This window comes from Gordonia lacunae, from assembly GCF_002149015.1.
In the GTDB taxonomy this organism is placed as follows: Bacteria; Actinomycetota; Actinomycetes; order Mycobacteriales; family Mycobacteriaceae; genus Gordonia; species Gordonia lacunae.
Window position 1 is genome coordinate 45836 of the sequence record NZ_NGFO01000030.1, and the last position, 24947, is coordinate 70782.

Here is a 24947-nt window from a genome sequence, read left to right on the forward strand (position 1 = left end):
AGCACGCCCGAAGACAGACCGGAGCAGAACATGAGCACCGAGGCTCACCCGAAGCCTGCACACACGCGCGGTGAGGAGACACCGGCCCTGCTCACCGAGACCATCGGAGCCACTCTGGCCCGCACCGTCGAGGCCCACGGTGACCGGACCGCCCTGATCGACGCCGCCGCACGACGGGAATGGCGGTACTCGGAGTTCCATCGTGACGTCCGTGCGGTCGCGGCCGGCCTGTTGCGACTGGGCGTGTCGGTCGGCGACCGCGTCGGATTGTGGTCGCCCAACCGGTTCGAGTGGGTTCTGACGCAGTATGCCGCGGCCGAGATCGGCGCGGTCCTGGTCAATCTCAACCCCGCGTATCGCCAGAACGAGATCGAGTACGCGCTGCAGCAGTCCGGGACGAGTGTGGTGCTGGCCGCCGAGAGTTTCAAGGACTCCGCGTACGCATCGATGCTGGAGCAGGCGCGACCGCGGTGCCCGGAACTGCGCGAGGTCGTGCTCTTCGGCTCGCCGGGATGGGATGCGCTGTGCGCCGATGCGAGCGCCGAGGAACTCGAACGAGTCTCGGCGATCGCCGCGTCGCTGTCGCCCGATGACCCGATCAACATCCAATACACCTCGGGCACAACGGGATTTCCGAAGGGCGCGACGCTGTCGCACCGCAATATCGGGAACAACGGGTATCTCGTCGGCGAACTGCTGAACTACACCGCCGACGACCGGATCTGTCTACCCGTGCCCTTCTACCACTGCTTCGGCATGGTGATGGGCAACCTCGCGGCCACCAGTCACGGTGCGGCGATGGTCATCCCGGCGCCGGCATTCGACCCACGCGCCACCCTCGACGCGGTTGCGGAGTACCGCTGCACCAGTCTCTACGGCGTGCCCACCATGTTCATCGCCGAACTCGACCTGCTCGACGACGGGCTCGACATCGACCTGTCGAGCCTGCGTACCGGCATCATGGCGGGGTCGCCGTGCCCGGAGTACGTCATGCGGCAGGTGGTCGACCGCATGCACATGCGCGAGGTGTCGATCTGTTACGGCATGACCGAGACGTCGCCGGTGTCGACGCAGACGCGGGTCGACGATCCGCTGGAGTTGCGCGTCACCACCGTCGGCCGGGTCGGCCCGCACCTCGAGATCAAGATCGTCGACCCCGGCACCGGTGAGACCTCCGGACGCGGCGAGACGGGCGAGCTGTGTACGCGCGGATACTCGGTGATGACCGGGTACTGGAATGAACCGGAGAAGACCGCCGAGGCGATCGACGCCGACGGCTGGATGCACACCGGCGATCTCGCCGACATGGACGACAACGGATATGTCCGGATCACCGGGCGCATCAAGGACATGGTGATCCGCGGCGGGGAGAACATCTACCCGCGCGAGATCGAGGAGTTCCTCTACACCCATCCCGACATCCTCGACGCCCAGGTCATCGGGGTGCCCGACGAGAAGTACGGCGAGGAGCTGATGGCCTGGGTCCGGCTGCGCGACACCGCAGCCGAATTCACCGCGGACGACCTGCGCGAGTTCGCGACCGGCAAGATCGCGCGGCACAAGATCCCGCGATATGTCCACGTGGTCGAGGAGTTCCCGATGACCGTCACCGGGAAGGTCCGCAAGGTGGCGATGCGGGACGAGGCGGCCTCGATCCTCGAGCAACTGCGATGACGACCACGAGTGACGCGGTGCCGACCGCGGACACTCAGATGAATCGATTCGGGCACTTCGTGCACGAGCGGTTCGGGGTCGACACCAGCGATTACGACGCCCGGTGGTCGTGGTCGGTCCGTCAGCCGGCGCAATTCTGGCGTGCGGTCTGGGAGTTCTTCGACCTCGACGCCCTCGCCGCGGAACCCCTCGGCCGCGGGGACGAGGCGGTGCTCGCCGACGACCGGATGCCCGGTGCCGTCTGGTTTCCCGGCGTACGCCTGAACTACGTCGATCAGGTTCTGCGACACGCCGCCCTGCCCGGCGCCGCGATCGTCGGGATCGACGAGGCGGGGGAGCGTTCGGAGATCGCCTGGTCGGAGCTGCCGTCGCAGGTCGCCGGCCTGGCGTCGACACTCCGTGCGCACGGGGTGGGTCCCGGCGATGTGGTCGCCGCCTACCTGCCCGACATCCCCGAAGCCGTCATCGCCTTCCTCGCCACCGCCTCCCTCGGCGCGGTCTGGTCGGGATGCGGTCAGGACTATGCGCCTCAGGGGGCGGCCGGTCGCCTCGGTCAGCTCGCGCCGAAGGTGCTGTTCACCGCGGCCGGCTATCGCTACAACGGCAAGGTCGTCGACAAGCGCTCCGACAGTGCGGAGCTGGCGGGCCTGTTGCCGAACCTGCTCGCGCACATCACGATCGGGGACGCCGACCCGGCGCCGTCGACCATCGACTACGCCGAGGCCCGCGCCGGCGACCCCGGTGATCTCCGGCCGCTGCAGGTTCCCTTCGACCGTCCGTTGTGGGTGCTCTTCAGTTCCGGCACCACCGGACGGCCCAAGGGGATCGTGCACGGACACGGGGGAGTTCTCCTCGAACATCTGAAAGCCGGTGCCCTGCACGGCGATCTGTCGTCGAACGATGTGTTCTTCTGGCAGACCGCGCTCAGCTGGATGATGTGGAACTATCAGGTCGCCGGACTTCTCTGCGGTTCGCGGATCGTCTGCTACAGCGGCTCGCCCCTGTACCCCGACGCCGACCGGCTCTGGCAGATCGTCGACGACGAGCGGGTCACCTACTTCGGTACGAGTCCCGGGCAGTTGCAGGCCTCGCGGAAGGCGGGTCTGGAACCGGGGCGCCGGCACGATCTGAACCGGCTGCGGGCGCTCGGGAGCACCGGATCGTCCCTCGCGGCAGATCTTTTCACCTGGGTCGACGACCACGTCCGGTCCGGTCTGCCCATCTCCTCGATCAGTGGCGGCACCGACATCGTGTCCGCCTTCGCCGGTGGCTCGACCGGGGAGCCGGTCGTTCCTGGTGAACTGTCGGTCCGTTACCTCGGTGTGGCGCTGGAGAGTTGGTCGCCCGAGGCCCGCCCACTGGTGGGGGAGGTGGGCGAACTCGTCGTCACCGCTCCGATGCCCTCGATGCCGGTGAGCTTCTGGGATGATCCCGACGGTGCGCGATACCGCGCCGCGTACTTCGCCCACGAATGGGAGAGCGGGGCGTCGAACCCGGAGAAGCCGGTCTGGCGGCACGGCGACTGGGTGACCGTGACCGAGCGCGGGTCGCTCGTGATCCACGGCCGCAGCGACGCGACGTTGAATCGCCACGGGATTCGGATGGGATCGGCCGACATCTACGAGGTGGTCGAGGCGCTCGACGAGATCGCGGAGGCGTTCGTGCTCGGTGTCGACGGACCGGACGGCGCCTACTGGATGCCGCTGTTCGTCACCCTGGTCCCCGGCGCGACGCTCGACGACGCGCTGATCGGCCGCATCGCTGCCTCGGTCCGCGACCGTCTCTCGAAACGCCATGTGCCCGACGAGGTGATCGAGGCCCCCGGCATTCCGCACACCAGGACGGGGAAGAAGCTCGAGGTTCCGGTCACCGCGATTCTGGCCGGCCGATCCGAGGTCAACATCGACCCCAAGGCGGTCGACGACTATGCGCTGATCAACTGGTACGCAGAGCAGGGTCGCGCACACCGCTGGTGAGCGCGGTCCACGGGCCGATGAGCGGGCCGTGTCGGGCAAGGGGCATGGGACCCGGCGGACATGTGTACTAGCGTGGGGATCAGTTCTGCGCTCGTGGGGGGCGACGGCCGGACGCCGTCACCTCGACGCGACCCGTTGATCCTGACCGACCGACCCGACCCGACCAGGAGATCGTGATGACCTACCCACCCGGCGGCTACGGGCAACAGCAGCCCGAGTCCGGACAGTCCTACGGCCAGTACGGCAACCAGTCCGGATACCCGCAATCCGGCGCCCACAACACGGGTCCGCAGGCAAGCCCCGCGCCCGGTTCCGACCAGTACGGCCAGGCGCAGCAATACGGGGGCCAGGAGTACGGGGGCCAGCAGGGTTACGGACAGCAGTACGGCCAGGCCGCGCAGTCCTACGGCCAGGGACAGCCCGGCTACGGTCAGAGCACCGGACCGGGCTATGGACAACAGGGCCAGCAGGGCTACGGCCAACCCGGATACGGCCAGCAGGGCCAGCAGGGTTACGGCCAGTACGGGTATTCCCCGCAGCCGGCCAAGCAGCCGAGCCAGGGACTTCCGGCCATCACCCCGGTGCTTCTCGCCGCCGCGATCGGCGCCTTCGGCCTCATCGTGCTCTTCAGCGGATTCCTGTCCGCCGCCGAGACCTATGACTTCGCACTCAAGCTGTTTCAGACGCAGTACAACGCTCCGTACACGCTGATCAGCGTTGCCGGCATCCTGGCGCTCATCTCGCTGATCCCCGGCATCAAGGTGCCGGCGGCCCCGATCGTGGCGTCACTGGCGATCACCTCGTTCCTGATCACGCTGTTCCAGTTCCTCAACATCGACGACAACGGTGCCGGGGCGATCGTCCTGCTCATCTTCACCCTCTTGTCCGCGGTCCTCGCCGTCGTGTGGCTGCTCACCGATGCCGGCGTCATCAAGGTGGCGCCCGCGGTGGGCGACGCCACCGCAGCCGTGACCCCCGGGTCATCCGCCGCGACGCAGTCCGACGCCGGCGCGCATCAGCAGACGAGCGGATACGGCGACGCGCAGACCACTGCCTACGGCACCGGGAGCGCACAGGCACAGTACGGCCAGCAGGCCTCGGCGAACTACGACCCGTCGGCCTACTCGCAGTCGTCGGGCGCGTCCGCGACCGGCCAGAGCGGATACTCCGGCGGAGCCAGCGACTCGTCGGCCTCGGCGGCCGGTTCGGCAAGCGGACACGGCGAGTCGGGCTACGGCGACTACCGCCCCGGCCAGTACGGGTCCGGCGCCTCGGGTGCATCCCCGGCCACGCCCGGTGCCTCAGGCACCGACACCCCGGCCGGAGACCACTCCACCACGGTCTTCCAGAAGCCGGAGCCGCCCACCGGCAGTGGCAACTGACACCTCCCCACTCGGTGCCCCGTCGACCATCGGTCGGCGGGGCACTGTGTTGTCCGCCGGCCGAGTCGGCCCACTGCTCGAGCCGGCCACCGCTGGTCGAGCCGAGTCGAGGCCCTCGGTGAGCTGCCTCCCTTTCGCAGCGCGCTCGGCGCGTCTACGACGGCGTCGGCCGGGACCGTGTCAGGCTCATGACGATGCCTTCCCTCAAGCCGGACCCGACCACGGACAATCTGGCGTCGCAGCTTCGTAACCTGCGGCGATCGCGTCGTGCCCAGCGCACGGCCGCCGAGGGTTCGGCCCGCCAGCTCGCGGTGGTGGCGTTCACCGTTCCCGCCATCGCTCTGGTGACCCTGATCGTCGTCATGCTCGCGGTGCTGCTCCTGGCCGGCAGCGGCCTGACCGGACTCCCGAGCGCGATCGCCTCGGGCTGGTTGGCCATCCACCAGGTGCCGGTGACGATCAGCGGGGTCACCGTCGGGGTGCTGCCGCTGTTGCCGACCCTGATCGTCGCCGCCGGAACGGCCCGGCTGACGGCGCGGGCAGTCGCGAACGGCACCACCTCGGCCGACCGCGATCGGCACGATCTGTTCGACCTGGGTGCCGTCGTCTTCTCGGCGGTCATCGGCCCGGTGCTCATCACCGCGATGTCGCTGGCGGTGGTGATGGATGGTGGATCGGTCCTGCCTGTCCAGGCGCCCAGTGCGCTGCTCGCGTTCCTGTACACGCTGGGTGTGCAGGGTGGCGCCGCCCTTGCCGGGGTCGCATGGAGTCGACGCCGGGACTTCGCGGTTCGTGGGCGCGTGTCCCACGCCGATCGTCGAGGCTTCCGATACGGACTGGTCGCGGCACTGATGCTGCTCGTCGCCGGCGCCGTGCTCGTGTGCCTGCGCATGCTGATGCGGCACGGGCAGATCGGTGAGCTGATCGAGACCGGTTACGACTTCGACGGATTCCTGGGACTGAGCCTGCTCTCGGTGCTGTATCTCCCGAACGTGATGGTCGCCGCGATGGCGGTGCTCGTGGGTTCCGACGTCCAGCTCGGCGCGATGACCGTCGATCTGTTCACGGTCCGCGGGGGCGCCGTGCCGCCTGTCCCGGTGCTCGCGGTGCTGCCCGACGGGCCGGGTGCCGGAGCCTGGGGGTTCGTCGGTCTGCTCGTGCCCGCCGGCGTCGCCGCCTTCGTCGGCTGGCGATGCCGCGATCTCGATCCGATGGCGCACGTGCGTTCAGTGGGTGTCGCCGCGGCGGTGGCGGCCTCGGCGGTCGCCATTCTGACCGTCGCGGCGGGCGGCACGCTCGGGGAGTTCGGCGACGTCGCCGTCACCGTGTCGGCGGCCGGGGTCTTCACGCTGGGCTGGATCGCGGTCGTCGGCCTGCTGATCGTTCTCGTATATGCCTTCCTGCCGTCGACCCGGGCAGCCCGCCTCGCCGTCGGCGACGAGTACTTCGAGGATCCGCTCGACCTCGGCTACGAGGACGAATACGTCATCGTCACCGATCTGGACGAGGACGGTGAATACACCGAGTACTCCGAGTTCGACGACGGCGAGTACGAGGCCTCGGAGTACGACGATGGTGAGTACGACGATGGTGAGTACGGCGATGGCGAGTACGGCGATGGTGAGTACGACGAGGACGAGACTCTCGACGACGCCGAATCGCCCGACGACGGGTCCGCGGTCGTCGACTCCCCGTCCGGTTCCGAACCGGCGGTGAACCGTGTGTACGACGACGATCTCGACGAGACAGATCTCGCCGACGATGCGGATTACGACCTCTATCCCGGTCCGCACGGCACGTCCCGACAACGCTGAGACGAACCCCGCTGGCCAAGCGTCCGCCGGTGCGCCGGCGTCCCGACGGCGTCGCACCCGGCTCGGATGGCCCAACGTGCGGCGATTAGTCTCGACGACGTGACATCCCCGACGGCACCCGGCCGCACCCCGCTGGTGGTGATGGCGTCGGGCACCGGTTCGTTGCTGGAGTCGCTGATCGCGCGTGGCGGCGCCGAGGATTCCCCGTTCCGGGTCGCGGCGATCGTGGTCGACCGCGTGTGCCGCGCGCAAGAGGTCGCGCAGCGCAACGACATCCCGCTGATCACCTGCCGTGTCGCCGACCACGCCGACCGTTCGACGTGGGACCGTGCGCTCACCGAGCAGGTTGCCGCGATCGGGCCGGAGTGGGTGGTGACCGCCGGATTCATGAAGATCCTCGGCCCGGCCTTTCTCGGACGGTTCGGTGGACGCGTCGTCAACAGTCACCCGGCGCTGCTGCCCGCCTTCCCGGGCGCCCACGGTGTCGCCGAGGCACTCGACTACGGCGTCAAGGTCACCGGCGCGACGGTCCACCTGGTCGACGAGGGCGTGGACACCGGCCCGATCCTCGCCCAGCAGGTGGTCACCGTCGACGACGACGACACCGCCGACACCCTGCACGAGCGCATCAAGACGGTCGAGCGCGTGTTGCTCGCCGACGTGGTGACCGCACTGGTCACCAGAGGAGTAGTCATCGATGGACGAAAGGCCCGCATCCCGTGAACGCACACAGCCCTGACAGTTCTCGCCGACCGATTCGGCGCGCACTGGTGAGTGTCTACGACAAGAGCGGACTCACCGATCTCGCGACGGCTCTCCACGCTGCCGGGGTGGAGATCGTGTCCACCGGATCGACCGCGAAGACCATCGCCGGCGCGGGCGTCCCGGTGGTCGAGGTGTCGACGCTGACCGGTTTCCCCGAATGTCTCGACGGCCGCGTCAAGACCTTGCACCCGAAGGTCCACGCGGGCATCCTCGCCGACACCCGGAAGTCCGACCACGTCGCGCAGCTCGACGAATTGGGTGTCGCCGCATTCGATCTCGTCGTCGTCAATCTGTATCCGTTCACCGCGACGGTGGCCTCCGGCGCGACGCCGGACGAGTGCATCGAGCAGATCGACATCGGCGGTCCGTCGATGGTGCGCGGGGCCGCCAAGAACCATCCGTCGGTCGCCGTCGTGGTCGATCCCGAGGACTATGCGCGGGTCACCGAGGCCGTCGCCGCGGAGGGCTTCTCCCTCGCCGACCGCAAGAAACTCGCGGCGAAGGCGTTCCGGCACACCGCCGACTACGACGTCGCGGTCGCCTCGTGGATGTCGAGCGTGGTTGCGCCCGAAGATGACTCGCAGTTCCCGGCGTGGGCCGGGGCGACCTGGACCCGCTCCGCGGTGTTGCGCTACGGCGAGAACCCGCACCAGGCGGCCGCACTCTACGTCGGGAACGCCGGCGCCGGCGGGGTCGCGACCGCCGAGCAGCTCCATGGCAAGGAGATGAGCTACAACAACTACACCGACGCCGACGCCGCGTGGCGCGCCGCGTACGACTTCGACGCCCCGGCGGTCGCGATCATCAAGCACGCCAACCCGTGTGGGATCGCCATCGGTGCCGACATCGCGGAGGCACATCGCAAGGCACATGCCTGCGATCCGATCAGCGCCTACGGCGGTGTCATCGCGGCCAATCGCGAGATCACGGTGGAGATGGCCGAGCAGGTCGCGGAGATCTTCACCGAAGTCATCGTCGCACCCGGTTTCGCCGACGGGGCGCTCTCCGTCCTGACCCGCAAGAAGAACATCCGTGTCCTGGTGGCCACCCCGCCGACGGCGACCGGCATCGAGACCAAGCCGGTGTCGGGTGGATTGCTGATGCAGCAGCGCGACGTCCTCGACGCCGATGGCGACAACCCGGCCAACTGGAACCTCGTGGCCGGACCCCCGGCCGACAACCAGACTCTCGCCGACCTCGAGTTCGCCTGGCGGGCATGTCGTTCGGTCAAGTCCAACGCCATTCTGCTGGCCTCCGACGGCGCGTCGGTCGGCGTCGGCATGGGGCAGGTCAACCGCGTCGACTCCGCACATCTGGCCGTGCAGCGCGCCGGTGACCGAGCTGCGGGCAGCGTCGGGGCGTCGGATGCGTTCTTCCCCTTCCCGGACGGACTGCAGGTGCTTTTGTCGGCCGGGGTGAAAGCCGTTGTGCAGCCCGGTGGGTCAATTCGCGACAACGAGGTGATCGAGGCGGCCGACGAGGCGGGCGTGACGCTCTACCTCACCGGGGCACGTCATTTCGCTCACTGAGCTCGCTCTACTGGTCGTCGCCGGGTTCGGCGCCGGCCTGATCGGCTACATCACCGGGCTGGCCTCGATCGTCAGCTATCCTGCGCTGCTCGCGGTCGGGCTCAGTCCGATCGCGGCCAACGTCACGAACACGGTCGCGCTGGTCGCCGTCGGGGTCGGGAGCACGGCACAGTCGGGACGCTCCCTCCTCGACGGTGACCGGAGACGTCTGGTCATCGGTGCGGTCGCCTCGCTGATCGGCGGCACGGTCGGTGCGGTGCTGCTGCTGTCGACGCCGGCCGAGGCGTTCGAGGCCGTCGTGCCGTTTCTCGTGGCGATCGCCGCGGTCGCGCTACTGGTACAACCCGTCCTGCGTCGCTGGGCGACCTCACACGTCGAGCGTCCCTGGGTGTTCATTCTGGGGCTGACGCTGATCTCGGTGTACGGCGGCTACTTCGGCGCGGGGGCCGGCATCATGATCCTCGCCCTCATGCTCGTCGTGACCAGCGAACCACTGTGGCGCGCAGCGCTGTCCAAGTCACTGTTCCTGGGTATCGCCAACACGGTCGCCGCCGTCGGTTTCATGATCTGGGGGCCCGTCGAGTGGTGGGCAGCGCTCGCCATGGCCGTGGGCTGCCTGGCCGGTGGATGGTGCGGGCCACCCGTGGTGAAACGCCTCCCGCCCGGCCCGCTCCGGATCGTCGTCGGGATCTGCGGCCTCGGGCTCGCGGTGTGGCTGGCCGTCAGCTGATCCGCGCCAGATGCAGCACATCGTTGCGCCCAGAGCAACGACACACTACATCTGCGCGCTGAAGACCCACGAACAGGACGCGACCGGCGAAACCGCACGCCAGAAGCACATCGCGGCGGATTCGTATGCATTCGGCGGGAGTTTTCCTCTCGACGAGGAAAACTCTGGTCGCGGGGGTTCGCGATGTCTAGACATGCACGGTGACCTTGTTTGTGGACATCACCCCGGAAGAATCGGGTGGTGGGGCGGAGTGCACGTCTCCCGGCGGTTCGTCTCGCGCGCGATCAGTGCTGACCCGGGTGGGACTCCCGTTGCTGTCGGTGGTGGTGTTCGCCGCCGTGTGGCAGCTCGTCGCCGTCAGCGGGATCTGGAGTGAGACCTTCGTGCCGCGTCTCGGCACTGTGTGGCAGGCCTTCGTCGACATGTCCACCACGCACAACGGAATCCGCGGTTACGCCGACTACTACTGGTGGGAACACCTGTACATGACGCTGCGCCGGGTCTTCGCGGGCGTGGCGATCGGCGTGATCCTCGGTGTGCTGCTGGGTTTGGCGATGGGCACCGTGGGGTGGCTCCGACGCCTCCTCGAACCCTGGCTCACATTCCTGCGCGCACTGCCGCCCCTGGCCTACTTCTTCCTGCTGGTCATCTGGCTCGGCATCGACGAAGCTCCCAAGATCACCCTGTTGGCACTCGCCGCGCTACCGCCGGCCGCCGTGGCCACCACGGCCGCCGTCAGTGCCGCGCCGGTCGGTCTGATCGAGGCGGCACGCGCGCTCGGAGCATCGCGATCCGAGGTGATCCGCGACGTCGTCGTCCCGTCGGCGCTGCCCGAGACCTTCACCGGCGTGCGGCTTTCGGTCGGCATCGCGTATTCCTCCGTGGTCGCGGCAGAGCTGTTCAACGGCATCCCCGGAATCGGTGGCGTGGTCAAGGACGCCAGCAACTACAACAACACACCCGTCGTCCTGGTCGGCATCATCGCCATCGGTCTGTCCGGACTGATCATCGACGGGCTCCTTCGAACAATCGAGCACCGAGTGGTGCCGTGGCGCGGAAAGGTCTGAGGGACATGAGAATCACACGCAGGGGGACCGGCACGAGCCGGTTGCGTCGCTCGCGGTTCGGTGCGGCGCTCGGGGTGATCGCCGCGATGACGCTGTTACTCGCCGGGTGCTCGGTCGACAACTCCGGAGACGACAGCAAGCCGACGATCCGGCTCGCCTACCAGTCGTTCCCGAGCGGCGACCTGATCGTCAAGAACAACGGGTGGCTCGAAGAAGCGCTGCCGGACTACAACATCAAGTGGACCAAGTTCGACTCCGGTGCCGACATCAACACCGCATTCGTCGCCAAAGAGGTCGACTTCGCCGCCATCGGCTCCAGCCCGGTCGCCCGCGGTCTGTCCGCGCCGCTGAACATCCCGTACCAGGTGGCCTTCGTCCTCGACGTCGCGGGCGACAACGAGGCGCTCGTCGCGCGCAACGGCACCGGGATCAACACCGTCGCCGACCTCAAGGGCAAGCGGGTGGCCACCGCGTTCGCGTCCACCGCCCACTACAGCCTGCTCGCCGCGCTCGACCAGGCCGGTGTGAACCCGAAAGACGTGGACCTGATCGACCTGCAGCCGCAGGCCTCGCTGGCCGCCTGGCAGCGCGGTGACATCGACGCGGTCTACACCTGGCTGCCCACCCTCGACGAATTGCGTAAGGACGGAAAGACGCTCATCGCCAGTCGACAGTTGGCAACCGCGGGCAAGCCCACGCTCGACCTCGGGGTGGTCTCCAGTGACTTCGCCACGGCGAACCCGGAGGCCGTGAACACCTGGCGTCAGGTGCAGGCCCGGGCGCTCACCCTCATCAAGGACGACCCGCAGGCCGCGGCCGACGCCATCGCCGCACAGCTGGGCACGACCCCGGAGGATGCGGCCAACCAGTTGAAGCAGGGCACCTACCTCACGGTCGCGGAGCTGACGAGTCCGACGTGGCTCGGCACGCAGGGAAATCCGGGCAATCTCTCCGAGAACCTGCACAGCGCAGCGGTGTTCCTCGCCGAGCAGCAGCAGATCCCCGCGGCCCCGCCGATCGAGACCTTCCGACAGGCCATCTACACAGAGGGATTGCCGGGTGTCCTCGAACAGCAGTAGCCCGCTGACGGGTGCGGCGGACCGCGCCGCTGCGACGACCGCGGGTCGACCCGCGGGACAGCGCGGCGCGATCCGGCTGCACAACGTGTCCCAGAGGTACGGGACGGGTGCGGACGCGGTGACCGCGGTCGGTCCGGTCGATCTCGATGTTCCGCCGGGGGAGTTCCTGGTCCTGGTGGGTGCATCCGGGTGTGGCAAGTCCACGCTCCTGCGACTCATCGCCGGGTTCGAGCCCGCGACCGTGGGCGACGTGGAGGTGTCGGGCGGTGCTCCGGTGCCCGGGGTGACCTCCGGCGTGGTCTTCCAACAACCGCGACTGTTCCCGTGGAAGACGGTGGGCGGCAACGTCGATCTCGCACTCAAGTATGCGAAGGTCCCGAAATCCGAACGGGCGGCACGACGGAACGAACTGCTCGAACGGGTCGGGTTGGACGACACCGCCCACCGGCGCATCTGGGAGATCTCCGGCGGGCAGCAGCAGCGCGTGGCGATCGCCCGTGCGCTGGCGGCCGAGACCTCCCTGCTGTTGCTCGACGAGCCGTTCGCGGCGCTGGACGCGTTGACGCGCGAACGGCTGCAGGAGGATGTACGCGCGGTGAGTTCGGACAACGGACGCACCAACGTCTTCGTCACGCACAGCGCCGACGAGGCAGCATTCCTGGGCAGCCGGATCATCGTGCTCACCAAGCGTCCGGGACGTGTAGCGCTCGATCTCTCCTCGACGTTGCCGCGCACCGGCGTCGAACCCGAGGAGCTGCGCGGTTCACCCGAGTACGCGGCATTGCGCGCCGAGATCGGCGCCGCGGTCAAGGAAGCCGCGGTGGCATGAGCGAACGGGTCTTTTCCTCAGCGTGGGATTAACCCTGTCCGGTGACGCGGTGGGCGGTTAGACAGTAGAGGTGTCCACCGTTCCCGCGTCTCCCGCCCCGAGTCCCGGTCGCTCTGCGAGCGTGCCGTGGACGATGAGCGGCGCGCCGGGCGCTCTCCACTCGATGAACTGGGCGGACGGATCGCATCACGGCTCGCCACCGGCGCACCCCGCTCCGATCCCCGCCTGCTTCGACCTGGAGAACAAGCCTCATGACAACCACCGCTCACCCCGTCGGCACCGCTCATCGTCCTGACACCGGAACCATATCCGGCGGAGTCGAATTCGACATCGACGAGTTCGGGCCGAGTTTCGGTGCCGAGATCCGCGGCGTCGACGTCGCATCCGCCACCGACGCGCAGGTGTCCGCACTGCGCCGGGCGCTGATCGACTACAAGGTCATCGTCCTGCGCGATCAGCATCTCGACGACGCGGCGCACATCCGGTTCGGAAACCGGCTGGGCGACCTGACCTTCGGGCACCCGGTGTGGAACAGCGGCGACGTCCCCGGTGAGGTCTACTCACTCGACAGCGCCGACAACGGGTTCGCCGATGTCTGGCACACCGACGTCACCTTCATGCCCCGGCCGCCGATGGGTTCGATCCTGCGCCCGGTGGTGCTGCCGCGCAATGGTGGCGACACCAACTGGGCGGATGCCGAACTCGCGTACAACTCGCTGTCGGAGCCGATCCGCCGGATGATCGACGGACTCAGCGCGGTGCACGACGGCAACCGTGAATTCGGTTACTACCTCAAGCAGCGACGCAACGGCCGTGGCAACACCTGGGACGGCGAAGAGGTCACCGAGCTGGTGCCGGTCACCCACCCGGTGGTGCGTATCCATCCGGAGACCGGGCGTAAGTCGTTGTTCGTCAATCCCGGATTCACCTCGCACATCGACGGCGTCTCCGACGCGGAGAGCCGCGGCATCCTGGATCTGCTCTACGCGCACCTCACCAAGCCCGAGCACATCGTCCGGCACCGCTGGCGTCTGGGCGACCTGGTGTTGTGGGACAACCGGAACACGCTGCACTACGCGAACCGCGACTACGGCGATGCCCGCCGTGTGATGCACCGGATCACCCTGCGCGGTGAGGCGCCCATCGGGCCGGCCTGACCCGCGGACGCTCTCCGACGACCCCGAACTCCCACCCTCGGCCCACCCGGCCGGCGGTGGGAGTTCTCGTATGTCCGGCCGGTGCGTCGTCCGGGGGCCGCGCCGGATCAGCGTGTTCAACCGAGGGGTTGACAATGGCCCCGGCGGGGCGCACCATCGTATTCAACCAAACGGTTGAGGAGGTCGGATGGCAGACGAGTTGTCGAAGGTGTTCGCCGCACTCGCGGACCCGACGCGGCGCGACATGGTTGCGCGGCTGGCGGGCTCCGATGCGACGGTCAGTCAACTCGCCGAGCCGTACGACGTCAGCATCCAGGCCGTCTCGAAGCACCTGAAAGTGCTCGAGGATGCCGGCCTGGTGACCCGAACCCGGGAGGCCCAAACCCGCCCGGTCCATCTGGAAGCCGAGGTGTTCGACCTCATGACCAAGTGGATCGAGCGGTATCGGAAGCGGGCGGAGGAGCGCTACCAGCGCCTCGACGCACTGCTCGCCGAGATGAACGACGGCCCCGAGGCCCAGCACCCGACGACATCGGACCCCGGGGTCGATCCCAAACTCCACCAGGAAGGAAAGGTGTCATGACCGCAACTCAGACCCGTTATCCCGAGGCCGCCATCGAAGCCGACAGGGAGGTGCCGCTGATCCGGATCACCCGCGACTTCCGCGGGACGCCCGCGCAACTGATGAAGGCCCACATCGATCCCGAACTCTTCGTCCGGTGGGTCGGACCGGACGCGATCAGCAGCCGGATCATCGACTGGGACGTCCGCGACGGCGGCAGCTGGAGCTATGTCTCCACCCACGAGGGGCAGGAGTTCGGATTCCGCGGCTGCTTCCACACCGTGGGCGAGGACAAGATCGTGCAGACGTTCACCTTCCTCGGCATGCCCGACGCGGTGTCGCTGGAGACCCTGTGGTTCGAGGACCTGGGCGACGGCTCGACGCGGCTGCACGCCCAATCCCTGTGCGACAGTTTCGAAGCGCGCGACGGCTGGCTGGCCTCCGGGATGGAGGTCGGCGTGAACGAGGGTTACGCCGCCCTCGACCGCATCCTCGCTGCGGACGAGATCTGATCGTGGCCGGCGTCGCACTGTCCGGGCTCGACGCGTCCGCACGGCACCAGGAGGTGGCCTCCGGTTTCGCGGGGGTCGTCGCCGAGGTCCGCGACTGGGAAGCACCCGCCCCGGTGGACGGCTGGGTGGCGCGCGACGTCGTCGCCCACCTCGTCGACTGGTTCACCGGTTTCCTCGCCGCGGGCGGGGTGACCCTGCCCGATGGGCCGTCCGTGGCCGACGACCCGGTCGCGGCGTGGTCGCAGCACGCCGCCTCGGTCCAGGCGCTCCTGGACAGTCCGGCCGCCGACGAGGTGTTCAGCCACCCGATGGCCGGTGAGCATCGCCTCGCCGACGCGATCGACCGGTTCTACACGGCCGACGTGTACATGCACAGCTGGGATCTGGCCCGATCCCAGGGTGCGACCCCCGACCTCGACCCCGGCTTCGCCGTACAGATGCTCGAAGGCATGGCGCCCATCGACGACATCCTCCGCAGCTCGGGTCAGTACGGCCCGAAGGTCGAGGTGGACGCCGATGCCGACCCGGTGAGTCGCCTCATGGGGTTCATCGGCCGGGACCCGGGGTGGACGCCGGCGCCGAGGAGCGATGACGAGCACGTGCTCGGCAACGCGGAGTAGCCTCGATGGGGTGCCAGAGGACAACTTCACCACGCATGGCTCTCAGTCGACCGAAACCCGGCATCCGTCACCCCGCACCCTGGGTGAACTGCGTGCCAGCGGTCATGTCCAACGCAGTGTGCGCGACGAGATCCGCAACAATCTCCTGTCCGCGCTCCGCGAGGGACGTGACCCCTGGCCGGGCATCGTGGGCTTCGAGGCCACGGTCATCCCGCAGCTCGAGCGGGCGCTCATCGCCGGACACGACGTCGTCATGCTCGGCGAGCGCGGGCAGGGCAAGACGCGCATCCTGCGCACGTTGGTCGGACTCCTGGACGAGTGGACGCCGGTCATCGCGGGGTCCGAACTCGGTGAACACCCCTACGAACCCATCACCCCGGGGTCGATCCGGAAGGCGGCCAACCTGCTCGACGATCTGCCGATCGAGTGGCGCCACCGTTCGCAGCGGTACAGCGAGAAGCTGGCCACGCCGGACACCTCCGTCGCCGACCTCGTCGGCGACATCGACCCGATGAAGGTCGCCGAGGGCCGCAGCCTCGGCGACCCGGAGACCATCCACTTCGGACTCATCCCGCGCTCGCACCGCGGCATCGTCGCCATCAACGAGCTGCCCGACCTCGCCGAGCGGATCCAGGTGTCGATGCTCAACGTGATGGAGGAGCGCGACATCCAGGTCCGCGGCTACACGCTGCGCCTACCGCTCGACGTCCTGGTGATGGCGAGCGCCAATCCCGAGGACTACACCAACCGCGGCCGGATCATCACCCCGCTGAAGGACCGCTTCGGCGCCGAGATCCGCACGCACTACCCGATCGAGCTCGACGACGAGGTGTCGGTCATCGAGCAGGAGGCGGATCTCACCGCCAGCGTCCCGACGTTCATCACCGAGATCCTGGCGCGGTTCACCCGGTATGCCCGCGACCACCCGTCCATCGACCAGCGGTCCGGTGTGTCCGCCCGCTTCTCCATCGCCGGTGCCGAAACCGTTGCCGCCGCGGCACTTCACCGAGCGACGGTGACCGGCGAGGATCAGGCGGTGGCGCGGGTCGTCGATCTGGAGTCGGTGATCGAGGTGCTGCGCGGCAAGATCGAGTTCGAGTCCGGCGAAGAGGGCCGGGAACTCGAGATCCTCGAGCACCTGATGCGCAAGTCCATCGCCGACGCGGTGCGTGCCCACCTCGGCGGCATCGACATGGCCCCGCTCGTCGACGCCCTCGAGAACGGCGAGCCGGTGGTCACCGGCGACCGGGTGCGCGCCGCCGACCTGCTGGGTTCCATCCCGTCGCCGGGTGCCACGTCCGGCGTTCTCGACCAGATCGCCGAACGCCTCGAGGCCGACTCCGAAGGGGAGCGCGCCAGCGCCGTCGAACTCGCTCTCGAAGGTCTCTTCCTCGCCCGCCGCATCGGCAAGGAGGCCGACGACAGCGGGCAGACGATCTACGGCTGAGCGGCACCCTTCGTGGCTCGCTTCGCTCGCACCTCAGGGAGCAGGGGCTCGCTGCGAGAGCGAGAGTGCAGGAACCGCCTGTGCTCCCTGAGGTGCGAGGAGCGTTAGCGACGAGCCACGAAGGATTCGCGACAAACGAGGAGAACATATGGCGCGCAAGAGCTTCCATCGTTCGCGCTACCAGCGGTACAGCGGCGGCCCCGATCCGCTCGCGCCGCCGGTCGATTTGCGTGAGGCGCTGGAGACGATCGGCGAGGACGTCATGGCCGGCGCGTCGCCGCAGCGGGCCCTGCGGGAACTGCTGCGCCGCGGGACACCGGACATGCGGGGGCTCGACAAGCTCCGCGAGCAGATCAACCGTCGCCGGCAGGAGTTGCTGAAGAAGCGCAATCTCGACGGCACCTTCGCTGAGATCCGCGAACTCCTCGACCGCGCGGTACTCGAGGAACGCAAGCAACTCGCGCGTGACCTCGACGACGACGCCCGGTTCGCCGAGATGCAGATCGGGAGTCTGCCGCCGTCGACCGCCCAAGCCGTCGAGGAGCTGTCGGAGTACAACTGGCGCAGTCCCCAGGCACGCGAGGACTACGACAAGATCAAGGACCTGCTCGGCCGGGAACTGCTCGATCAACGTTTCGCGGGCATGAAGGAAGCGCTCGAGGGTGCGAACGAGCAGGACCGGCAACGCATCTCGGAGATGCTCGGCGACCTGAACAAGCTCCTCGAGGCGCACAACCGGGGCGAAGACACCACCGAGGCCTTCGACGAGTTCATGGACAAACACGGCGAATTCTTCCCGGAGAACCCGCGCAACACCGAGGAGCTGATCGACTCCCTCGCCCAGCGGTCGGCCGCGGCGCAGCAGTTCTACAATTCGCTGACCCCCGAGCAGCGGGCCGAACTCGATCAGCTGGCGCAGCAGGCTTTCGGCTCGCCGGACCTGATGAATCAACTGGCGCAGATGGATTCGCAACTCCGCGCGGCCCGGCCCGGTCTCGACTGGGACGACGCGCAGTCGTTCTCCGGGGAACAGCCGATGGGACTGGGCGAGGGTGCCGCCGCCCTGCGCGACATCTCCGAACTCGAGGCGCTCTCCGAACAGTTGTCCCAGCAGTACGCGGGCGCGCAGATGGACGACATCGATCTCGATGCGCTCGCCCGGCAGCTCGGCGAGGATGCGGCAGTCGACGCCCGGATGCTCGCCGAGCTCGAGAAGGCGCTGTCCGAACAGGGGTTCTTCGATCGCACCGCCGACGGGCAGCTGCGTCTGAGCCCCAAGGCGATGCGTCAGCTCGGGCAGTCGATCTTCCGTGACATCGCCGAACAGCTGTCTGGCCGCCGGGGCGATCGCCAGACCCGCCAGACCGGGCTGCTGGGTGAGCCGACCGGCGCCTCGCGCGAGTGGGAGTTCGGCGACACCGATCCCTGGGATGTCACCCGGACCGTCTCGAATGCGGTGCTGCGCACGGTCTCCGAGACCACCGAGCCGTCTTTGGCGACCTCGGACATGGCGCGGTCGGGTGTACGGATCGATGTCCGCGACGTCGAGGTCTCGGAGACCGAGAGTCGTACCCAGGCGGCGGTCGTGCTCCTCGTCGACACATCGTTCTCGATGGAGATGGAGGGCCGGTGGACGCCGATGAAGCGCACGGCGATCGCGCTGAATCACCTGATCTCCACCCGTTTTCGCAGCGACGAGCTACACCTCATCGCCTTCGGCAGGTACGCGCGCTCGATCGACATCGCCGAGCTGACCGGTCTGCAGCCGCGCATGGAGCAGGGGACCAACCTGCACCACGCGCTGCTGCTCGCGCAGCGCCACCTCCGGCGGTTCCCGAATGCCCAGCCGGTGGTCCTGGTGGTCACCGACGGTGAGCCGACCGCGCATCTCGATCCCAGCGGAGAACCGTTCTTCTTCTATCCGCCGCACCCGCAGACCATCGCGCTGACGGTTCGCGAACTCGACCATGTCGCACGCATCGGCGCACAGGTCACGTTCTTCCGGCTCGGTGAAGATCCCGGGCTGGCGCACTTCATGGATCAGATCGCGCGCCGGATCGGCGGACGGGTGGTGGCTCCGGACGTCGACGGTCTCGGCGCGGCCGTGGTCGGTGACTACCTGCGGGCCCGGAAGGGACGTCGACGCGGCTGAGTTCGATCTGCCGGTGCGGCCGCCGCCCACCGCCGACAGGGGGAGGGCGGCCGTCAGGCCGTCGACGGCTTTCGGCCGGCGATGATCCAGAGCACGATGCCCACCAGCGCGAGCAGACCACCGAGTCCACCGCCGAAGACCGCCAGCAGCACGCCGCCGACGCCGCTGAAGATGCCGGACGCATCCAGCGACGCGACGACGGCAGGCGAATCGCACCGGAACGAGTAGGTGCCGGATTCGACGACCTCGAAGGAGTCGAACGACTCGACCCCGGAGCCGTTGAAGGTGAACTCGGTCGTCGTGTTCGTCCCCGACGCCAGCGCGGCGGGGCCGGTGATCTCACAGGCGGGTACGTCGTTCGATGCGCTGGTGCTGAACAACTGGAACTCGTCGCCGGCGTCGTAGTACTGCTCGGCGGTGGGATCGACCTGGAACGCCTTGTCCGCCTGATCGACCACGTTCCCGATACCGGCGACCGCGAGGATCACCCCCACCGCGACCGACAGGACCAGGATCACGACGCCGAGAAGGGTCAGGATCTTGCCCCACCGTCGCATCCCGGCGCGGTCCTTGCGCGGGGGAGGGACAGCGGGTGGATATCCGCCGTAGGACCCGGGTTGACCGAAGCCTCCCGACGGTCCGTACCCGCCGTCCGGGAACGGCGGCTGCGGCGAACTCGGTTGGCCGTACGGCGATTGGTGGCCCGAGGGGGTCGGTCCCGGCCGCCCGGCGCCCGGGTGGCCCGGATCGTAGGGGTGGGTCATCATCGCCTCCGATGTACGCCGGCCGGCCGTCCCGCCCGGACCTGATGAATTATGCCGCTCGGCGGGGCCTTTCGTCGGCGAGTCGGGCAGGAGAACGGTGGGGTGGGGAAGCTCGGACCACCGGCACTCGGGGTCGACTCCGGGAAAGATCAGGGTGGTCGAGGCGGACTCGGCCCACTAGGGTCTGCAGACGTGACCGAACCCGGCGAACTCCCGATTCCCGACGACCGTCGAGCCCGGCTCCGTGCCGCGGATGCGGACCGCGAGCTGGTCCACGAGATCCTCTCCGCCGCCATGGCGCACGGCAGTCTCTCGCCTGCCGAGTACGAGGAGCGCGCCGGAAAAGCAGTGCTCGCCAAGACCTTCGGTGACCTCGACGTGCTGACCGACGATCTCCCGGTGGCCCAGCTCGGAGTCGCCATGCCCGCGGCCAGTCTGTCTCCCGGGCCCCGGGTGACGGGTGGCAGCGCGGATGCGGCCGTTCGCCATCGACTGGCGATCATGTCCGGGAGCGAGTTGTCGGGGACGGCGGTGGTCGCTGATCAACTCACCGCCACCGCCATCATGGGCGGGGTCGAACTCGACCTGCGGGAGGTGGAGTTCACCGCGCCGGTGCTGACAGTGCAGTGCGTGGCGATCATGGGCGGGGTCGAGATCAAGGTGCCCGACGGAGTCACCGTCGAGATCGGGGGACTCGGCGTCATGGGGGGGTTCAGCGGCAAATCGCGGAAGGCGTCCCGGCCGGGCGCCCCGGTCGTGCGGGTCACCGGACTGGCGCTGATGGGCGGCGTCGACGTCAAGTATGTTCCCCGCGACGAGCCGGACGCGTGAGGCCTCAAGCGAGCAGAAGCGCGATGACCATGATGGTCGGTATCGACGCGAGCGTCGTGATCAGTGCCGTGTCGCGGGCGAGGATCTGCCCGCGCCGGTAGCGGGTGGCGTACACCAGGACGTTCTGTGCGGTGGGCAATGCCGCGATGACCACCTGGGCGAACAGGGCCTCGCCCTTCTGTCCGAAGCCCCACCGGGCGACGGCGTACACCGTGAGCGGCATGACGACCATCTTCAGGACACTCGCCAGCGCGATGTCGCGACGCGGGCTCTGGCCCTTCTTGAACACCGCGACACCGGTCAGCGACAAGCCGAACGCGAGCAGGGCCGCCGGTACCGACGCATCGCCCAGCATCTTCAGCGGCGACATGACTGCGGCCGGCGGCGTCCACCCGATGAGCGAGAACGCCAGTCCGGCCAGTCCGCCGACGACGATCGGATTCGTGATCGGGGCAACAAGGGAGTCCCGCAGGAGCGATCGTCCCGAATCGCGGTCGAGCGCGGTGAGATCAAGCGCGAGCAGTGCCACCGGTGAGTAGATGAGGATCTGGAAGAGCAGCAGCGGCGCGATGAACGACGCGTCGTCGAGGACGAAGATGGCGATCGGCAGCCCGAGATTAACGCTGTTCACGTATGACGCCGAGAGGCCGCCGATCACCAGTTCGGGAACCGCGCGCCGGAGCCAGAGTCGGGCGATCACGACGTAGACGACGCCCATGAGGAATGCGCTGCCACCGGCGATCACGAGCGTCGCGGAGAAGACGACCGACAGGTCGGAGGTGACCATCGAATGAAACAGGAGCGCCGGGGTGAAGACGAAGAACACCAGGCGGGACAAAACTTCGTGGGCATGGTCGCCGATGACCCGCGTGCGCCCGAGGACGTACCCCACCCCGACTACAATGAAGATCACCGTGAAGCCGGAGATGACGCCAGACACCGGTCGAGTCTAGTCGTTAGGCTGGTGAACACATTGTGTCGGATCTACATGGGGGTTGTGCGTGAGTTATCCACCGGGACAGGGCTCGGGCCAGGGCCAGGACGACTGGGGTACGGTGCCGAGCTCGGGGTCCCCGGGCAACTCGGGTCCCAACCTCAGCAAGGGTGACCAGGGTCAGGGTGCCGCTCCGGAGTACGCGCCGACCGAATACGGCCAGACCTACCAGCCGGGCCCGTCGTCCGACCCCTACGGTCAGAGTCCATACGGCCAGAACCCCTACGGACAGAACCCGTCCGGCCAGAACCCCTACGGCCAGGACCAGTACGGCCAGAGTCCGTACGGGTCGCCGGCAGGAAATCAGGGTTACGGGGCGCCGGGCCAGGATCCCTACGCGCAACCGCCGGGCGGGTCCTACGGCCAGTACAACGATCCGTACCAAGCCGGTCAGGCACCGGCCTACGGGAGCGCCTACGGGTCGCAGAATCCCTACGGCGCAGCGCCCTACGGTGGCGGTTACGGATATCCGGCGCCGCAGAAGAGCACCAACGGCAAGGCGATCGGGGCGTTGATCTCCGGCATCGTCGGACTGGTGATGCTCGCCGCGTGCTTCCTCATCTCGTTCCCGGTCGGCATCGCCGCGGTGGTCCTCGGTGTCATGAGCCGACGCGAGGTCGAGCAGGCCGGGGACACGCAGACGGGGTCGGGCATGGCTCTCGCCGGGATCATCACCGGCGCGCTCGCCATCGTCGGTGCACTGGTGTGGGTCGCCATCATCATCGTTGCCATCGCGGCAGGTAATTCGACGGACTCCGTCTACTACTACTGAACGAATATCGGACCGATTGGGGTCGTGATCATCGACTTCGCCCCAGTTCGGAGCCCTTTCTCACTACGCTGTGCACAAGGCACGGCTGGTTGAGCGTGCATGCATCTCCCCGCGGCGTCCCCGCTGCGCGCAGCTCGTGAAAGGCGTCCGATGACCACTCCGACCGGGGGCGGCGATCCTACGGATCCGGCCTCGTTATCACGACCACCTTTGGACACCTCCGCGACCGACCCGTCGCCGTGGGAACCGACCCAGAAGGCGGCGGTCCCCGACGCCGCGCCGGACTCGGTCCCGGTGACCTCGACACCCGGGGCCGGGCCCGATGACGCGGAGATCCCTGAGTCGCACAGTCCGGCCGACGGTGTCACCCGCGTCATCCGCACCGATGGGGTCTCGAATCCGCCTTCTGCGCAGTCGGTTTCACCACCGCCCGCCACCGGCGGTCCGGGGCACGGTGGTCCGGGGGACGGCGGCCCGGGATCGGGCGGGCCGCCGCCGTCCGGCTACGGCTCCACGCGCGTGATCTCGACGCGGCCCCCGTCCGGGCCGCCACCGGGTCAGGCGCCGCCTGCTCGGCAGGGCCACGGGCCACTGCAGGGCTTCGGTCAGCCGCCGGCGTACGGACCACCGCCCGGCTACGGACCACCGCCCGGTTACGGACTGCAGCAGGCTCACGGGCAGCAGCAGGGCTACGGTCCGTCGGCGGGTAGCGGTCAGCCAGGCCCTGGCGGGTCGGGTTACGGCCCCGCGACGGGGTACGGCCGAGTTCCGCCGGGGGCGGCGCCGGTACGGCACGAGCAATCGTTCACCCCGTCCGGTGACGGCCGCTCCGCCGAGCCGGATCCGGTTGCGTCCCACTTAGCCGAACCACCTGGGGGTGCCACGGACGGCTCGTCGACCAACAAGCTGGCCATCGGCGCGCTCGTGGCCTCGCTGCTGGGGCTCCTGTGCAGCGGGATCGGCGGCATCATCGGACTGGTGCTCGGGATCGTCGCCCGTAAACAGATCGCGGCGTCGGGCGGCAGGCAGACCGGGGACGGTGTCGCGCTCACCGCGATCATCATCGGCGCGTTCATCCTCGTCGTGTGGATCGCGTACTGGCTGGTGATCGCACTGACCGACCTGCAGTCACCGTGGAGCTACCTCTGAGAAGTGGGCTCCCCGATGCCCCCGGCTGGGCCATTTTGGAGCTGGACGTGCTCGCCAGGTAGTCTGGTCGGGTTGTGTGCCGCGGCCGCGTCGGGTCGAGAGGTGCACCGATGGGGCCGATCCAGTGATGCAAGGCGTCACCAGCGGCCACGCAGACCACAGTAGGAGAAGGGCTCAACCATGGCTGTACCGAAGCGCCGGATGTCGCGGGCGAACACCCGTAGCCGTCGTTCGCAGTGGAAGGCGGAAAACCCCGCACTGCAAGAAGAGAAGGTGAACGGCGTCCCCGTGCGGATTCCGCGTCGTCTGGTCAAGGCGGCTCGCGCCGGCCTCATCGACCTGGATCGTCGCTAGCCTCGTTCGGTCGCCGTTCCGGCACCGCACTGACATACCGATGACCGCCTCCGGTCCGACCGGGGGCGGTCATTCGTGTGCCGGTTGTCGTCCCTGACCCTGATCCAGAGGTGATCTCGTGCTACTCGACGTGCTCAACTTCGCGGGTATCGCGGTGTTCGCGGCGTCGGGAGCGATGCTCGGGGTCCGCAAGGACTTCGACATGTGGGGGATCATCACCGTCGGCGTCCTCACCGGTGTCGGCGGTGGGGTCTTGCGTGACGTGCTCCTCGGGATCACCCCGCCGGCATCGATCAACGGGTGGGGACCGATCGTCACCGCGACCGTCGCCAGCCTCGTCGTCTTCTTCTTCCATCCCGCTTTCACCGCGCTGCACCGATCGATTCTGGTGCTCGACGCTTTCGGGATGGGACTCTTCGCCGCGACCGGCGCGAGCATCGCCCTCGACGTCGGAGCCAGCGCCTTCGCCGCGACGACCGTCGGTCTCCTCACCGCGGTCGGTGGCGGGATGCTCCGCGACGTGATCTCCAACGAGATCCCGCTCCTCCTCCAGCCGTCGGACCTCTACGCCGTTCCGGCGGTTCTCGGTGCCGCCATCGTCGCGGTCGGCGCCACCTATACCTCTGCGCCGCACTGGATCTGGCTCGTCGTCGGATCGGTTCTCGCGACCGGACTCCGGCTGGTCAGCCTGCGGTTCGCGTTGCGGCTCCCGACCGCACGACGCTGACCGCCGCACACCCACCCCTGTTCCGTGAACCCATCGGGTCCGAGCGCGGTGGGTTTTGTGG

At 68.4% G+C, this 24947-nt stretch carries 23 protein-coding genes; 21 read left to right on the forward strand and 2 right to left on the reverse strand.

What is annotated here, in order from left to right:
- Positions 1-30 precede the first annotated feature (30 nt).
- The 16 genes from CA982_RS21205 to CA982_RS21280 all read left to right on the forward strand — a co-directional run bounded on the left by CA982_RS21205 (position 31) and on the right by CA982_RS21280 (position 19295).
- On the forward strand, positions 31-1674 hold the full coding sequence (locus CA982_RS21205; RefSeq protein ID WP_086537164.1) for an AMP-binding protein: 1644 nt from the start codon (positions 31-33) through the stop codon (positions 1672-1674).
- On the forward strand, positions 1671-3650 hold the full coding sequence (locus tag CA982_RS21210; RefSeq protein ID WP_086537165.1) for an acetoacetate--CoA ligase: 1980 nt from the start codon (positions 1671-1673) through the stop codon (positions 3648-3650). The genes CA982_RS21205 and CA982_RS21210 overlap by 4 nt, the downstream gene beginning before the upstream one ends.
- Positions 3651-3826: 176 nt before the next feature.
- A complete protein-coding gene (locus CA982_RS21215; protein WP_086537166.1) occupies positions 3827-5032 on the forward strand; it encodes a DUF5336 domain-containing protein in 1206 nt (401 codons plus the stop codon).
- Between the two features lie 194 nt (positions 5033-5226).
- The gene (locus CA982_RS21220; protein WP_086537191.1) at positions 5227-6846 is read left to right on the forward strand and encodes a cell division protein PerM; all 1620 of its coding nucleotides are present in this window, start codon (positions 5227-5229) and stop codon (positions 6844-6846) included.
- 99 nt (positions 6847-6945) lie between these two features.
- Positions 6946-7569, forward strand: a complete 624-nt coding sequence (gene purN / locus CA982_RS21225; RefSeq protein ID WP_086537167.1) for a phosphoribosylglycinamide formyltransferase — start codon at positions 6946-6948, stop codon at positions 7567-7569.
- Complete coding sequence (gene purH / locus CA982_RS21230) at positions 7566-9140, forward strand: bifunctional phosphoribosylaminoimidazolecarboxamide formyltransferase/IMP cyclohydrolase (protein ID WP_086537168.1); 1575 nt, start codon at positions 7566-7568, stop codon at positions 9138-9140. Before purN ends, purH begins: the two co-directional genes overlap by 4 nt.
- Complete coding sequence (locus CA982_RS21235; RefSeq protein ID WP_086537169.1) at positions 9127-9870, forward strand: sulfite exporter TauE/SafE family protein; 744 nt, start codon at positions 9127-9129, stop codon at positions 9868-9870. Before purH ends, CA982_RS21235 begins: the two co-directional genes overlap by 14 nt.
- Positions 9871-10070: 200 nt before the next feature.
- Positions 10071-10937, forward strand: coding sequence for an ABC transporter permease (locus CA982_RS21240; protein WP_086537170.1), 867 nt, complete (start codon positions 10071-10073; stop codon positions 10935-10937).
- Positions 10938-10942: 5 nt separating this feature from the next.
- Positions 10943-12016, forward strand: coding sequence for a taurine ABC transporter substrate-binding protein (locus CA982_RS21245; protein WP_144066087.1), 1074 nt, complete (start codon positions 10943-10945; stop codon positions 12014-12016).
- A complete protein-coding gene (locus tag CA982_RS21250) occupies positions 11997-12845 on the forward strand; it encodes an ABC transporter ATP-binding protein (protein ID WP_086537172.1) in 849 nt (282 codons plus the stop codon). Before CA982_RS21245 ends, CA982_RS21250 begins: the two co-directional genes overlap by 20 nt.
- 251 nt (positions 12846-13096) lie before the next feature.
- Positions 13097-14002 carry a TauD/TfdA dioxygenase family protein gene (locus tag CA982_RS21255; RefSeq protein WP_086537173.1) on the forward strand — a complete coding sequence of 302 codons (906 nt, stop codon included), beginning with the start codon at positions 13097-13099 and terminating at the stop codon, positions 14000-14002.
- A gap of 187 nt (positions 14003-14189) precedes the next feature.
- Positions 14190-14585, forward strand: coding sequence for an ArsR/SmtB family transcription factor (locus CA982_RS21260; RefSeq protein ID WP_086537174.1), 396 nt, complete (start codon positions 14190-14192; stop codon positions 14583-14585).
- The gene (locus CA982_RS21265; RefSeq protein ID WP_086537175.1) at positions 14582-15076 is read left to right on the forward strand and encodes an SRPBCC domain-containing protein; all 495 of its coding nucleotides are present in this window, start codon (positions 14582-14584) and stop codon (positions 15074-15076) included. Before CA982_RS21260 ends, CA982_RS21265 begins: the two co-directional genes overlap by 4 nt.
- Positions 15077-15078: 2 nt before the next feature.
- Positions 15079-15696, forward strand: a complete 618-nt coding sequence (locus CA982_RS21270) for a DinB family protein (RefSeq protein ID WP_086537176.1) — start codon at positions 15079-15081, stop codon at positions 15694-15696.
- Positions 15665-17143 (forward strand): sigma 54-interacting transcriptional regulator, encoded by a 1479-nt coding sequence (locus CA982_RS21275; protein ID WP_086537177.1) that lies wholly within the window; start codon positions 15665-15667, stop codon positions 17141-17143. Before CA982_RS21270 ends, CA982_RS21275 begins: the two co-directional genes overlap by 32 nt.
- A gap of 148 nt (positions 17144-17291) precedes the next feature.
- A complete protein-coding gene (locus CA982_RS21280) occupies positions 17292-19295 on the forward strand; it encodes a VWA domain-containing protein (RefSeq protein ID WP_086537178.1) in 2004 nt (667 codons plus the stop codon).
- A 53-nt stretch (positions 19296-19348) separates the two neighbouring features.
- Here CA982_RS21280 and CA982_RS21285 read toward each other — a convergent pair whose 3' ends face one another.
- Positions 19349-20059, reverse strand: a complete 711-nt coding sequence (locus tag CA982_RS21285) for a hypothetical protein (RefSeq protein ID WP_086537179.1) — start codon at positions 20057-20059, stop codon at positions 19349-19351.
- 192 nt (positions 20060-20251) lie between these two features.
- On the opposite strand from CA982_RS21285, the gene CA982_RS21290 reads away from it, so the two are divergent.
- Positions 20252-20890: a DUF1707 SHOCT-like domain-containing protein gene (locus CA982_RS21290; protein ID WP_086537180.1), complete on the forward strand. Its 639-nt coding sequence runs from the start codon at positions 20252-20254 to the stop codon at positions 20888-20890.
- A gap of 4 nt (positions 20891-20894) precedes the next feature.
- On the opposite strand, the gene CA982_RS21295 is transcribed toward CA982_RS21290, so the two are convergent.
- Positions 20895-21830, reverse strand: coding sequence for an AEC family transporter (locus CA982_RS21295; RefSeq protein WP_086537181.1), 936 nt, complete (start codon positions 21828-21830; stop codon positions 20895-20897).
- 61 nt (positions 21831-21891) lie between these two features.
- On the opposite strand from CA982_RS21295, the gene CA982_RS21300 reads away from it, so the two are divergent.
- The 4 genes from CA982_RS21300 (at position 21892) to CA982_RS21320 (ending at position 24886) form a co-directional block, all read left to right on the forward strand.
- Complete coding sequence (locus CA982_RS21300) at positions 21892-22656, forward strand: DUF4190 domain-containing protein (protein WP_086537182.1); 765 nt, start codon at positions 21892-21894, stop codon at positions 22654-22656.
- 210 nt (positions 22657-22866) lie between these two features.
- Complete coding sequence (locus tag CA982_RS26695) at positions 22867-23805, forward strand: DUF4190 domain-containing protein (RefSeq protein ID WP_244176417.1); 939 nt, start codon at positions 22867-22869, stop codon at positions 23803-23805.
- A gap of 180 nt (positions 23806-23985) precedes the next feature.
- On the forward strand, positions 23986-24159 hold the full coding sequence (gene rpmF, locus CA982_RS21315; RefSeq protein ID WP_004020060.1) for a 50S ribosomal protein L32: 174 nt from the start codon (positions 23986-23988) through the stop codon (positions 24157-24159).
- A 118-nt stretch (positions 24160-24277) separates the two neighbouring features.
- Complete coding sequence (locus CA982_RS21320) at positions 24278-24886, forward strand: trimeric intracellular cation channel family protein (protein WP_086537184.1); 609 nt, start codon at positions 24278-24280, stop codon at positions 24884-24886.
- Positions 24887-24947 lie beyond the last annotated feature (61 nt).